Here is a 13203-nt window from a genome sequence, read left to right as displayed (position 1 = left end):
CGTCAGCGCCTTTTCCTAGGCTTGCAATGCAACATGGTCCAAGGCAATGGCGACAGGACTTCAACCACCTCGAAAAACTGCGAGACGAGCGAGACGAAGCCGCGCTGTGACCAGTGCTGCAGATGACCGGGCGTATTTCCCAAGGCCGAAATGTATTTGCCGCGCGCAAGATTAAGTGCCCGCCAGAGTGGTTCGCGAGGGACACTGAGGATCAGGTCCGATCCTGCAACCCGCTGCAGCGCCTGCAGGGCCTTTTGCGGGTCTTCGAGATGCTCCATCACCTCGCAACAGACGATGAGATCCGCGCTATCGCGTTCCGGCTTCACTTCATAAATGCTGCGGACCGCGAAACGCCCGGGGTCCATGCCGCGTCCACGGGCGTTCTCCCTTGCCATGCCGATAACCTGGGTGGAGAAATCGGTGCCCCGCGCATCGATGGCCTGGCCAAGCCACCGCATGACCCAATAGCCCTCTCCACATCCGACCTCGTGAATGGTAGCGGGGTTCGCCTTTGCCACCAAGCCGGACAAAGCATCGTCGAAGCCGGCGACCATCCGGCGGGCGATAGGATTTCGCGTGCCGTATTTGTCATAGGTGTTGCCTATGACGACGCCGTCCTCTGCCTTTCCGCCAGCTACCTTCATTCGCCCAGCCTGCTTTCCTGCCGCTTCAGCTGTGGTCGCTTGATCTCCCCCTGCGCCGCGCGCTGCGTATATCTGATGTCCTCCAGAAGCTTGCGGTTGGCCGCGATCACGTCGGCCAGGAAAGCAACCAGAAGTGCCTGGAAGCCCATCGACATCAGCACGCCCGCAAGGACCACCGACTGGACGTGACCGCTGCTTGCATCGACCAGATAGAAGTAGAGGAAGCGCAGGCCGAGCAGGAAACCGAGGCCGAAAAGAACGGCCGCGACCGCGCCGAAGAACCGGGCCGGCTGGTAGATGACGAAGATGCGCACGATGGTGAAGATCGAGCGCTTGAGATAAGAAGGGATGCTCTTGACCAGCCGCGACGGTCGCAGATCACCGTTGACACGGATCGGCACCGAAACCACGCGCATGTTCTTGCGGCCGGCCTGGATGATGGTTTCCAGCGTGTAGGTGTAATTGTTGAAGACGACCAGGCGCTGGGCAGCGTTGCGCGAGATCGCGCGAAATCCGCTCGGTGCGTCCTGCACATCCGTGCCGCTGCTGACGCGAACCACCCAGCTGCCGAGCTTCTGCAGCAGCTTCTTCAACGGGGAGAAGTGCTCGATCTCCGATATCGGCCGAGCGCCGATGACCATGTCCGCGCGTCCCTCAAGTACCGGCCTTGTCAGGGCCGGCAAGTCGGCCGCGTTGTACTGGTTGTCCGCATCGGTGTTGACGATGACATCGGCGCCTCGCGCGAGGCAGGCTTCGATGCCGGTCATGAAGGCGTAGGCAAGGCCACGATTGCTGGTATGGCGTATGACGTGGTCGACGCCGTTTTCCTCCGCGACCCTGGCTGTGGCGTCGCTGCTTCCGTCGTCGATGATCAACCATTCGACGCTGTCGAAACCGGCAACGGTCCGCGGCAGATCATTCAGCGCTATCGCGAGGGTCTCGGCTTCGTTATAGCAAGGAATCTGGATAATCAGTTTTGGCAGCGGCTTGCTCTCGAATTTGCGTTCTCCGTGCATCTACCATCATCAGGCAGGGGTGCAAGCGATTTTGCCCGCGCAGTCAGTCTTCCTATTCCAAGCTCCCAAGCCCACGAAATTTACATTAGCGTTTCTTCATAATACTTTTTATCGTGTGATAGGCCCTCGAACATGGCGCTCGGCTCCGCGTCGCGCGTAAATCCTGACACGAATATGACTGTCAGCGACCTGATCCTAACGAGATCGGAATTTTGCCGTTGAACACGTTCAACTTTGCGGCTGCGACCAGCTCTTATTGTTGAGATCAAGCCTGCAGAGGCCGGATATTTGATGGCGCCTGGCATAAGCTGCAATTCTGGCTTCATAGTCCGGACTGTTCGGAGAGGCAAAATCCCAATCCGGCGGGTTGAAGGAAGCGAATCCATTGACGGTCGGTATGCTCAGCATTTGCGCCAGCATTATAGCGGTGACATTATGCTGATACAGATTCTCGATGTGAACGGCGACCGCCGACCCCCGCTCGCCCTGTCCTTTCCACCCCGACACATAGAAAGCCTTGCACGCTTCCGGTGGAATGGGAACGTTCGCAATGCGGGCGTTTTCCGCATCCACGTGGAGGTTGGTATATTGCTCGTTCAATTCGCCAGCCAAAAGAAGGCCGACAAAAATCGTGCCGATCACGGCTGGCATTCTGATTGACGAGAGATAGCTTGCCACAACGAGAAACACCGGCATCGCCAGGAATATCTCATACCCGGCAACGACTCGGAATGCCTTGGCACCTGGCACGGAATGGAAGACATAGAACCAAAGCGAATGACCGCCGATGCTTATCGTGCATATCCAGGTGATGACCGCGGACAGTGCAATCGACTTCAACACGAATTGGCTGGTCTCACTTGTAGCACATCGAACAACCGAGAAGCACCCGGCCAGAAAGAGCGCGATCACAACAACATTGAAGCCGCAGTTGTAATATTCACCCCCAGGCGCATACGTTGGATAAAAGAATTTCAGAGCTTTGTTATAAAAACCGCCGTACAAAAGGTTTTCATTTCCGACCTGCATTACTTCGTAAATCGGGATCGTCTTTATTTGTCCATAGGTACGGACACCAGTCTCAACCGACTTTGGCAAGAACACATAAATGAAGGGAAACATGCATGCCGCCCCTGCCACGACCAATAGGACTACTACAGGCCATTGTCTGGATGCCGCCGACAAAAAACCAAGACTCTTACGGGGCGCCAAGGCACCCATCACGATCAGAGTTGCCAAGAAGAAGAACGCAAAGAACCAAGCCATATAGAAACACGACAGACACCAAGCCCCAAACAACGCACAGGCACTGACACCCCAAATCAGTGCATTCTTGCGGTTAGAGGCATACAGAGCTTCGAAGGTGTTCCAGATGAGCAATGCTTGAGCCGGAGCGAGCGCAACGGTCGCAAATTGTATTCGGGAACTGTGCACTGTCATACCATTCGACAAGGTAAAAAGCGCGCTGGCCAGCAGCGCCCAGCCGAATGATATCTGCTTGAATCGGCGACATAATAAATAGAAAGAGTAGAACCCAACGACTTTAAGAAGAACTCCGCTGAGATACATCGACTGAAACGGGTCGAAGCCAACGAGCCGGAATGGCGCATAAAGAATGGAATTGATGAAAAACGCATCGGTCTGCGCGATGGTTTTTGAGTAAGGGTAAAAGTAGGACGCATCAGCCCAGTTCTGCGCTGTTCGCGTGAATACTCGATACCAATGCTCAAGAATGGCAGCACTGATAACGCCGTCGTACCGATCTCCAGGCAGTACGGAAAACCCATTGAGAATCATGGGACGCTGCAAAACAGCAACGGCGGCGATACCGACGAATGCTACTAAAAAAAACCTCAGCGCTGAAGACGGTATAGAGCGGCGGTAACTCGTAATGTTCTGCAAGCTTAGTATCATTGTTCCATCAGTGGGAAAAAGGGATCACTCGCCACAAGATGGCTGCCTATCATAGCAGGCTCCTCTACGAACGGCATACATACAAAGAAGGCGCCAAATTGGATTGGCCGGTGCTGTAGCATGTAAGGCCGTGGTGGCGCTACGACGGTGTTGAGCAGGCTGTCACTGACCGAGCATCGCGAAATAGAGGATCGGCTAGCCCGACCAGCGCAGGGCCTTCCACGGCGGTAACCCGCGGAATGGGCGAACAGCCGACTATCGATTCCACGACCCGGATGGATATTCCGAGGAAGACAAGGTGCATCCCACGCGGCATGAGGGTTAGCCAATTGGAGACATCAGGGCCGCGAAATCAGAAAAATCCCCAAGAGAATGAGCGGCATACCCAGATAAAAGTATTTGGGAACGCTTTCACCAAACAAGAAGAAACCTGCGCATGGGACGATCACGAAGGCCAGCGCGTTGAACATAAAGGCTACCGAAAGCGGAACGGTTCTGAGCGCCTGCACCCACGCGATAGTGGATAAAAAGTATAGAAATAGGGCTAGAAGTATGAGTGCTATGGGCGTCACATTCTGCTGGGCCACACTCCACCAACCACCCCCTGCGCCTATTTTGAAATTCCTAGCGGCAAACTTGAATATTACCTGCCCGAAAGCTATAACCAAAACAGATGATGAAATCAGAATATAATTTATATTAAACATAGAAATTTCCAGCGTAAATCAGGTTTACATCAGGAACAGGGATCCTCGATGGCCACCAGGTTATTTGACGCTCGGGAAAATGAAAATTCAATATCTCACTCAGATTAAATATACTGTTTATGTGTTCGCGGGCCATGTAATAATCATAGGGCAGACCCGCTCGTTCCGCCTGCTTCCTAGGCCCAAATGCGCGCCCTATTCTCCATGCCCACCCCGGATCGCATGGCAGCAAAACCGAGAGTACCCCCCCTGGTTTCAACACCCTCACCCACTCCTCGATCGCAATATGCGGGAAAGGCACATGTTCCAACACATGGGTCGCTATGAGCCGGTCGAAACTGTCGCTCTCGAACGGCAGAGCGGCACCATCTAGTTTCATAAGCTCAACGCCATGCGGCAGTTTTCGCCCAGAAACGGATTTCAGGACAGTATCGTCGAAATCTGATGCGATGTACCGATCAAAGCTGTGACGCACAAACGGCAGATGGGCGAGAGTACCCGCTCCCACCTCCAATATTTGAGAGAGGTGGACGTCGCTGTTAAATGGCTTCTCGATCAACGAGTGCGTCTCTCGTAAAACATAAGCCGACAATCCGCCTTGATAGTTGGATGTATCGTAATTCGACAGCCATCTTTTGACCATCTCTTCGTAATCTGGAAGAGGAGTATACTTTTTCATTTCGACTCGTCGCCCAATTAATTTTACATCAGTTACGTTTCTTTGCTTTACTATTCACTGCTCCCTGATGCACCAGGGCCTTTCGCGGCAACAACGAGGTCTTCAGCCGCAAGTGCAGTGTCGACCGCGGAACCGACTGGATATCGTAGTTGATGAAAGCAAGCAGGAGCTGGGTCGCAACGATGATCGGCAGCGCTGCAATCATCACGGTGCCGGCGGTGGCCGGCACGGATGTGCCCCATTTCGAAAGGCCGTACACAACGCCAAACAGCAAAAGCGCCAATCCCAACACAAGCTCCAACGACGCGATGCTGAAATTGCGGATGAAGTAGTTATAAAAGATGCGCTTGCCGAAATTCCTCAGATGCGCGAGCGCAAATCGCGGAATTTCGCGATGCGGCTTCATGTTGCTTACCTCGTCGGCGTAGTGTGAGTGCATGGGCACGTCGACGACGCGCGCGGTAAGGACGTTCAGGCGGAAAAGCAGATCCGATTCGAAGAAAAACCGCCTCGATATCTTTTCCAGCGGCAGAAGACCGACCAGGCTGGCGTGGATTGCGAAGAACCCGTTTGTCGGATCGAAACTGTGCCAATATCCGGTCGACATCTTGGCGAGGAAGGAAAGGCCCGCATTACCGATCAGCCTGCCTAAAGGCATGGAAGCCACCCCTTCCGGATCGAAAAAGCGGTTGCCCTTCGCATAATCCGCCTCACCGATGAGAATGACGCCGACGAAGCTCGGAATGAGAGCCGGGTCCATCTGGCCGTCGCCGTCGATCTTCACGATCACATCGGCGCCGTCGGCGGCAGCCTGCTTCATCCCCGCGAGAGTCGCCCCACCGACGCCGAGATTTTCGTCGTTCCACAGCACGTTCACACGGGGATCCGTGACATGTTCCTTGACGAAACGGCCAGTGTCCTCCGGACAGGCGTCGTCGACGACATAAATGGCGGTGACTTCAGAGCCGATCTGGCCGAGAACGGCGAGAATATGATTGCGCACCCGATAGCTCGGGATGACGACAGCGATGCCAGGCTTTTGTTGTGAGGGCAAAAAGCTCACCCGCAGCCATTCTGGTGGGCCATGTGGCATAGTCTTCCAGTTGCGCCGAGGCGCTTTAGCTTAGCTTTATCTCCAGAGCAACCGAAGTCTATCGGCTTGCCGACGACGCATAAAGCTTCGACGCTACCGTGCCTCATGCCGTGGAGCGGCTTTCGCTGCATGACGGCCAGCCCTGAGGTTACCGATTCAGCTGGATGTATGCTACAGGTGGTTCGCAATGCGCGGTCGAAGCGACCACGCTTCCACACACCCGTCCTGCCGCCATCGTAAAAATGTCCGGAATCCCTTGCCCAGTTCATTTCCGGAGACACGCTTGAGGATCGGGATCGATGGCAGGAATCTCGGATCGGCTACCGACGGGATAGGCCGGTTCGTCCACAATGCCGTGAAGGCACTGGCGGCTCTGGGCGTCGATGTGGTTGTCTATGCCCCTGGCAGGATCAATCCGGATTACGATCTTCCGCCTGGCGTTCGCGTGCGGATCGCCGACTTCAAGGGACCCGTCGCCCGCACGTTCTGGGGCCAGGCCGTGTTGCCCTCCTTGGCCCGGCGCGACCGCGTGGAGGTGTTCTGGGGACCATCGCACCGTCTGCCCTTTGCTCTCGGCGGCGACATCGCTCGGGTGGTCACTATCCACGACCTCGTCTGGTTGCACGCCGCGCGGACCATGCGGACGCGGACCTGGGTTGGCGACCGCCTGCTGATGAAGCCCGCGCTGCGGACCGCCGATGCCGTGGTTGCCGATTCGACAGCCACGGCCACCGCCTTGACGGCCGAATTCCCCTGGCTGAAATCGCCGGTCAGCACGGTTCATCCCGGCACGGTCGCCCTGCCGGCCCCTGGCGATGTTTCGAGCCTGCGGCCGCTCGGCATCGGCAAGCCCTATGCGCTCTTCGTCGGCACGGTCGAACCCCGGAAGAACCTTGGCAATCTGATAGAGGCCTACGGCTTGCTGCCGGCCGGCATCCGCTCCGGCTGCGATCTGGTCATCGTCGGCGGCACGGGGTGGAAACAGACGGGCCTTGCCGATAAGGTGCGCGCCGGCGGGCTGGAGGCGAATATCAAGTTTACCGGATTCGTCGACGACATGACGCTTGCCACGCTTTATGCGAATTGCCTGTTTCTGGCGATGCCATCTCTCTACGAGGGGTTCGGTTTTCCGATCGTCGAGGCACAGTCTTTCGGCAAGCCGGCGCTGACCTCGAACACGTCGTCAATGCCTGAAGTGGCGGGCGACAATGCCGTCCTCGTCGACCCGAACGATCCCGTGGCGATCGCCACCGCATTCCACCGGTTGTGCGTCGATGCGGAATTCCGAAACGGCATCGCCGCGGGCGCGAAAAGGAATGCCGAACGCTTCACCTGGGAAAACCACGCCAAGAGCATGCTGCGGATTTTTGAACAGGCCATCGAGCAAAGACGGAAGACCGGCGTTTGAAAGTCCTGCACTTCTTCAAGACCTACTGGCCGGATTCGTTCGGCGGTGTGGAGCGCACGATACAGGCCATTGCCCAAAGCACCGCGAGCCATGGCATCGAAACGGACGTGCTGTCATTGAGCCCCACTCCGGCCGAGAACACCCAATGGTTTGACGGCCATATGGCCCACAAGGCCAAGCTCGATTTCGAACTCGCCTCGACCGGATTCTCGCGCGCGGTTTTTCGGAAATTCGCGGAACTCGCCGGGAAAGCCGACCTGCTGCACTACCATTTTCCATGGCCGCTGATGGATATGGTGCATTTTCATTCCCGACACGGCAAACCGGCCATCGTCACCTATCATTCCGACATCGTCAAACAGAGGCTGATACTGCCTTTCTATCGACCGCTGATGCTGCGTTTCCTGAAGGACGTGGACACGATCGTTGCGACATCCCCGGACTATCTGGGATCGAGCCCTGTCCTCAAAGCCTTCAAGACCAAATCGACGATCATTCCCATCGGCATCGACGAAACAGCTTACCCCGCGCCGACCGAATCCGACGCCATCTGGCGCCGGTCGGCGGTGGCGGAGCCCTTCGTCCTGTTCGTCGGCGTTCTACGCTACTACAAGGGACTTGATGTGCTGATCGAGGCCGCGGACAGGGTCCGATGCAAGATTGTCATCGCCGGCTCGGGACCGATCGAGCAGCAGCTCAAGCTGCAGGCCAGGACGTTGCGGCGCGACAATGTGGTTTTCCTGGGCGAGGTTTCGGAACCGCACAAAATGGCGCTCCTCCACGGCTGCCTCGGCTTCGTTTTTCCTTCGAACCAGAGGTCGGAAGCCTATGGGCTATCGCTGGTCGAGGCGGCAATGTGCGGCAAGCCGATGATTTCATGCGAGATCGGAACGGGAACCAGTTATGTGAACAAGGCCGGCGAAACCGGGCTGGTCGTTCCGCCTTCCGATCCGGCACGGCTTGCCGAAGCGATCAACCGGCTCGTCGGCTCGCCTGATGAAGCAGCGACGTGGGGGCGAGCCGCCCGAGATCGCTATGCCAGCCTCTTTACATCGGACAGGATGGGAAAGGCGTATGCCGATCTCTATCACCAGCTCGACAGCCGTCGACGTTGAGGGCCGCGGCAAGGCACGGCTTGTGAAACTCAGCGAGGCGCCCTCAAGGACGCTTGGTCATCCGGCCGGGGCCTGCCCGCCTTGGAGCCGACGGACCACCGCCTCCGTCGACTGCCGCCAGTCAGGCGCGCCCCACCCGAATACATCAGCGAACTTAGCGCTCGACAGCCGCGAATTGGCTGGGCGCCGCGCCTTGGTCGGATAGTCCTTGCTGGCAATGTCGCGCACTTGCGCCCAAGCACCGCCGCACGCACGGCTGGTGTCCAGTATGTGACGGGCAAAGCCGCTCCAGTTGGTCTCGCCGGTGCCGGCCAGATGATAGGTTCCGAACGCGCCGGCGTTCTTGTCGCCATGCAGCACCGTGGCCGCATGCAGGATGGCGTCGGCCATATCGAGCGCGCAGGTAGGATTTCCCCATTGATCGGCCACCACCGAAATCTCGTCGCGGTCGGCGGCCAGCCGCAGCATGGTTTTCACGAAATTCCTGCCGAACGGGCTGTAGACCCATGCGGTGCGCAGGATCAGGTGGCGCGGGCCGGCGGCGGCCACGGCCAGTTCCCCGGCGAGCTTGGAGGCGCCGTAGACGCCGAGGGGCGCCGTCGCGTCGGTCTCGACATAGGCGTGAGAAGCGCTGCCGTCGAAGACATAATCGGTCGAAAGATGGATGACGGGAGCGCCGAGCCGAGCAGCCGCTTCAGCCACCTTGCCGGCGCCGGTCGCGTTGATCGCAAAGGCGAGGTCGGGCTCGTCCTCGGCCTGATCCACCGCCGTGTAGGCGGCGGCCGACACCACGATATCCGGCTTCTCGGCCGCAATGGCGTCGATGATGGTCTCGGGTCTTTCCAGGTCGAGTTCCGGGCGGCCGATGGCGACGACCTCCATGCCGGCCTTTCCTTGGCCTGCCTCCAGCAGGCTTGCCGCGACCTGGCCTTCGCGTCCGGTGACGACGAGCCTCACGCGCCACCCTTGCGCGCTTCGCCCAGTCTTTCTCCGGCGTAGCGCTGCTCGCGGATAGGCCCCCACCACCATTTGTTGTCGAGGAACCAATCCACGGTTCTGGCCAGGCCGCTGTCGAAATTCTCGGTCGGCGCCCAGCCGAGTTCACGGCCGATCTTGGAGGCATCGATGGCGTAGCGGCGATCATGGCCGGGGCGGTCGGTGACGAAGGAAATCAGTTCGCGATAGCGCCTGCCGCCGGCCCTGGGACGCCTGGTGTCGAGCAGGTCGCAGATCGTCTCGACGACGGCGAGGTTCGTGCGCTCCGAATTGCCGCCGACATTGTAGCTCTCGCCCGGATGCCCTCTCGTGGCGACGAGTTCCAGGGCCCGCGCGTGATCCTCGACGAACAGCCAGTCGCGCACATTGGCGCCGGCGCCATAGACCGGCAGCGGCTTTTCGTCGAGCGCGTTGAGGATGACCAGCGGGATCAGCTTCTCGGGAAAATGATAGGGGCCGTAATTGTTCGAACAGTTGGAGAGCACGACCGGCAGGCCGTAGGTCTCGTGCCAGGCGCGCACCAGATGGTCCGACGCCGCCTTCGAAGCCGAATAGGGCGAGGACGGGGCGTAAGGCGTCTCCTCGACGAACATGCCGCCGTCGAATGGCAGATCGCCGAACACCTCATCGGTCGAGACATGGTGGAAGCGGAAGCGGCCCTTCCTGTCATCGGCAAGGCCACGCCAATATTCGAGCGCCGCATTGAGGATCCGGTAGGTGCCGACAATGTTGGTCTCGATGAAGGCGCCCGGCCCGTCGATCGAGCGGTCGACATGGCTCTCGGCGGCGAGGTTCATGACGATGTCGATATCGTCACGGCGCAGCAGATCGAGCACTGTCCTCTCATCGCCGATATCGCCATGGGCGAAGCGATAATTATGCGCGCTCTCGATCGGCCGCAGCGAGGCCAGGTTTCCGGCATAGGTCAGCTTGTCGAGATTGGTCACGCGGTAGGCCGGATTGGCGCACAGATGACGGCACACCGCCGAGCCGATGAAGCCGGCCCCGCCTGTCACCAGAAAATTCATGCTGCTGTCCTCATCAGGCAAACACCTCGGTGTCGGCGAGCATCGGCGCCTTGCCGTCCTTGTCCGAGAGCTGGAACCCGCCGGCCACCGAAGGCCATTCGATGCCGATCGCGGGATCGTCGAAGCGGATAGACCGGTCGTGCTCAGGCGAGTACGTGTCGGTCACCTTGTAGAGGACCTCGGTGTCGGGCACGAGGGTCAGGAAACCGTGGGCAAAGCCCTTGGGCACCAGAATCTGGTTGCCCTTTTCAGCCGAAATCTCGTGGGCGGTCCATTTTCCAAAGGTCTTCGAACTGCGGCGAATGTCGACACAAACGTCCAGAATCCGGCCGCGCACAACACGCAGCAACTTGTCCTGCGCCCGGGGCGCAAGCTGGTAATGGAGCCCGCGCAGGACACCTGCCTCGGCCGAATAGGAATGATTGTCCTGCACGAAAAGCAAATTTATTCCAGCCTGCGCAAACCGCTCGGCATTGTAGGTTTCCATGAAGAAACCGCGCGCATCGCCGTGCCGCTTTGGAACGATTTCCAGCACGCCTTCAATGCCGAGGGACCTGATCTCCAACGCCTAGCCCTCCGACAGATCGGCGACACGCCGGCGCAGATAGGCGGCGTATTCATTTCTTCCCAACCGTGTCGCGCGCTGCAGCACTTGCTCTGCCGTCAGCCAACCCTGCTCGAAGGCGATCTCCTCGGGGCACGCGACCTTGATGCCCTGCCGATGTTCGATCGTGCGCACGAAGGAAGACGCGTCGTTCAGACTGTCATGGGTCCCCGTGTCGAGCCAGGCATAGCCGCGCCCCAATCGGTGCACATGCAGCAGGCCGCGATCGAGATAGGCGTTGTTGACCGCCGTGATCTCCAGTTCGCCGCGCGCCGAAGGTCGAATGGACGAGGCGATGTCGACAACAGAGTTGTCGTAGAAATAGAGCCCTGTAACAGCCCAGTTGGATTTCGGCTTCTGCGGCTTTTCCTCGATCGTAAGCGCGGTTCCGGTGACCTTGTCGAAGGACACGACGCCATACCGTTCAGGATCATCCACGCGGTAGGCGAAAACCGAAGCGCCCGTGTCGCGCGAAGCGGCGGTGCGGCAAAGCTGCGACAGCCCATCGCCAAAATAGATATTGTCGCCCAGGATCATCGACACACTGTCCTTGCCGATGAACTCGCGGCCGATGATGAAAGCTTCCGCAAGCCCATTGGGGTGCGGCTGCTCCGCGTAGGAAATGTCCAGCCCGAACTCCGATCCGTCGCCGAGTAGATCACGGAAAACGGGCAGGTCCCGCGGCGTCGAAATAACCAGAATCTCCCTGATATCCGCGAGCATCAGTACGCTCAGCGGATAATAGATCATCGGCTTGTCGTATACCGGAAGAATTTGTTTGGAGACTGCCAATGTCAGCGGATAAAGGCGTGTTCCACTACCTCCCGCAAGGATAATTCCTTTCAAGAAGCTCTCCCTGACATGCCCAAATCCCCTCGGCGGCAGTGGGAGCCATACTACACCCTGAAAAAGCTGCTGCCAGCGCCGGCTTTTACCGCAGAGTCGTTACCAAAATACGCCAGATACCACTCGACGAATCGCCCTACCCCTTCCGACACGGAGGTACCGGGGCGATATCCGACCGCCTCCTGCAATGCGGAGATGTCGGCGAAGGTATCGAGCAGGTCCCCAGCCTGCAGCGGCAAGAGCTCGATAATGGCCTTGCGGCCAAGCGCGTTTTCCAGCGCCTCGACATAGGCGGTCAGCCTCACCGGGTTATTGTTGCCGATGTTGAAGATACGCCACGGGGCGCTGCTCGTTGCCGGGTCCGGATGGCCGGAATCCCAGGCAGGGTTGCCTGTGGCTGGGCTGTCACTGCTTCTGATCACACCTTCGGCGATGTCATCGACATAGGTGAAATCGCGTGTGTGGTTGCCATTGTTGAACAGCTTGATCGGCTCGCCGGCCAGGATGCTCCTGGTGAAGAGGAAAAGCGCCATGTCGGGACGCCCCCAGGGGCCGTATACGGTGAAGAAACGCAGCCCGGTGGTCGGCAGCCCGAACAGATGGCTGTAGCTGTGCGCCATCAACTCGTTGGCGCGCTTGGTCGCGGCGTAGAACTGCAGCGGATGGTCAGCGGGGCGATGCTCGGAAAACGGCATGTCGGTGTTGGCGCCGTAAACGCTCGAGGTGCTGGCGTAGGTCAGGTGCGCCATGCCGCTGCCGCGGCAGGCCTCCAGCATGTTGGTGAAGGCGACGATGTTGCTTTCGACATAGGCGCGCGGGTTTTCAAGGCTGTAGCGGACCCCGGCCTGCGCGGCGAGGTGGATCACCCGGTCAAAGGCGTGGTCGGCAAAGCAGCCGTCCACGATGCCCCTGTCGGCAAGATTGCCGTGGATGAAATGATAGCCGGCATTGGTGCTTCGGCTTGCTTCGGCAAGCAGCCGCAGCCGCGCCTGCTTGATCGCCGGATCGTAGTACTCGTTGATGCTGTCGATACCGACAACCTCGTCGCCGCGCTCGAGGAGCCGCCTGGCGACATGATAGCCTATGAACCCGGCGACGCCGGTGACCAGAACCTTCATCAGAAGCACCCGTCCTCGGGAATGGACCCCTGACG

At 58.8% G+C, this 13203-nt stretch carries 13 protein-coding genes; 2 read left to right on the top strand and 11 right to left on the bottom strand.

Going from position 1 to position 13203, the window contains the following annotated elements; all coding sequences use genetic code 11:
• Positions 1–2: 2 nt before the first annotated feature.
• The 6 genes from AC07SZ_RS00870 to AC07SZ_RS00845 form a co-directional block, all read right to left on the bottom strand.
• Positions 3–554 (bottom strand): class I SAM-dependent methyltransferase, encoded by a 552-nt coding sequence (locus tag AC07SZ_RS00870; protein WP_494913005.1) that lies wholly within the window; start codon positions 552–554, stop codon positions 3–5.
• Between the two features lie 86 nt (positions 555–640).
• Positions 641–1660 carry a glycosyltransferase family 2 protein gene (locus tag AC07SZ_RS00865; RefSeq protein ID WP_172374167.1) on the bottom strand — a complete coding sequence of 340 codons (1020 nt, stop codon included), beginning with the start codon at positions 1658–1660 and terminating at the stop codon, positions 641–643.
• 228 nt (positions 1661–1888) lie between these two features.
• Positions 1889–3562 (bottom strand): hypothetical protein, encoded by a 1674-nt coding sequence (locus AC07SZ_RS00860; protein WP_172374168.1) that lies wholly within the window; start codon positions 3560–3562, stop codon positions 1889–1891.
• 350 nt (positions 3563–3912) lie between these two features.
• Complete coding sequence (locus tag AC07SZ_RS00855) at positions 3913–4281, bottom strand: EamA family transporter (RefSeq protein ID WP_056563818.1); 369 nt, start codon at positions 4279–4281, stop codon at positions 3913–3915.
• A complete protein-coding gene (locus tag AC07SZ_RS00850; protein ID WP_172374169.1) occupies positions 4274–4960 on the bottom strand; it encodes a class I SAM-dependent methyltransferase in 687 nt (228 codons plus the stop codon). Before AC07SZ_RS00850 ends, AC07SZ_RS00855 begins: the two co-directional genes overlap by 8 nt.
• 28 nt (positions 4961–4988) lie before the next feature.
• A complete protein-coding gene (locus AC07SZ_RS00845; RefSeq protein WP_246738844.1) occupies positions 4989–6023 on the bottom strand; it encodes a glycosyltransferase family 2 protein in 1035 nt (344 codons plus the stop codon).
• A 313-nt stretch (positions 6024–6336) separates the two neighbouring features.
• Here AC07SZ_RS00845 and AC07SZ_RS00840 point away from each other — a divergent pair, with 313 nt between their 5' ends.
• Both AC07SZ_RS00840 and AC07SZ_RS00835 read left to right on the top strand, forming a co-directional pair.
• Positions 6337–7461 carry a glycosyltransferase family 4 protein gene (locus AC07SZ_RS00840; protein WP_494913004.1) on the top strand — a complete coding sequence of 375 codons (1125 nt, stop codon included), beginning with the start codon at positions 6337–6339 and terminating at the stop codon, positions 7459–7461.
• Positions 7458–8576 carry a glycosyltransferase family 4 protein gene (locus AC07SZ_RS00835; RefSeq protein ID WP_494913003.1) on the top strand — a complete coding sequence of 373 codons (1119 nt, stop codon included), beginning with the start codon at positions 7458–7460 and terminating at the stop codon, positions 8574–8576. The genes AC07SZ_RS00840 and AC07SZ_RS00835 overlap by 4 nt, the downstream gene beginning before the upstream one ends.
• A 57-nt stretch (positions 8577–8633) precedes the next feature.
• On the opposite strand, the gene rfbD is transcribed toward AC07SZ_RS00835, so the two are convergent.
• Genes rfbD through AC07SZ_RS00810 form a run of 5 tightly spaced genes read right to left on the bottom strand, consistent with a single transcriptional unit; the run spans position 8634 to position 13168 of the window.
• Positions 8634–9533 (bottom strand): dTDP-4-dehydrorhamnose reductase, encoded by a 900-nt coding sequence (gene rfbD, locus AC07SZ_RS00830; RefSeq protein ID WP_494913002.1) that lies wholly within the window; start codon positions 9531–9533, stop codon positions 8634–8636.
• Positions 9530–10600 (bottom strand): dTDP-glucose 4,6-dehydratase, encoded by a 1071-nt coding sequence (rfbB, locus tag AC07SZ_RS00825; protein WP_494913001.1) that lies wholly within the window; start codon positions 10598–10600, stop codon positions 9530–9532. Before rfbB ends, rfbD begins: the two co-directional genes overlap by 4 nt.
• Before the next feature lie 13 nt (positions 10601–10613).
• Entirely contained in the window at positions 10614–11165 is a 552-nt protein-coding gene (gene rfbC, locus AC07SZ_RS00820) for a dTDP-4-dehydrorhamnose 3,5-epimerase (RefSeq protein ID WP_494913000.1), read from the bottom strand.
• Positions 11166–11168: 3 nt separating this feature from the next.
• A complete protein-coding gene (rfbA, locus tag AC07SZ_RS00815; protein WP_494912999.1) occupies positions 11169–12050 on the bottom strand; it encodes a glucose-1-phosphate thymidylyltransferase RfbA in 882 nt (293 codons plus the stop codon).
• Positions 12051–12100: 50 nt separating this feature from the next.
• A complete protein-coding gene (locus AC07SZ_RS00810; protein WP_494912998.1) occupies positions 12101–13168 on the bottom strand; it encodes an NAD-dependent epimerase in 1068 nt (355 codons plus the stop codon).
• Positions 13169–13203 lie beyond the last annotated feature (35 nt).

The sequence above is a fragment of the Mesorhizobium sp. GW821-FHT07A06 genome (assembly GCF_059419085.1).
This window is presented reverse-complemented; position numbering and strand designations above follow the sequence as displayed.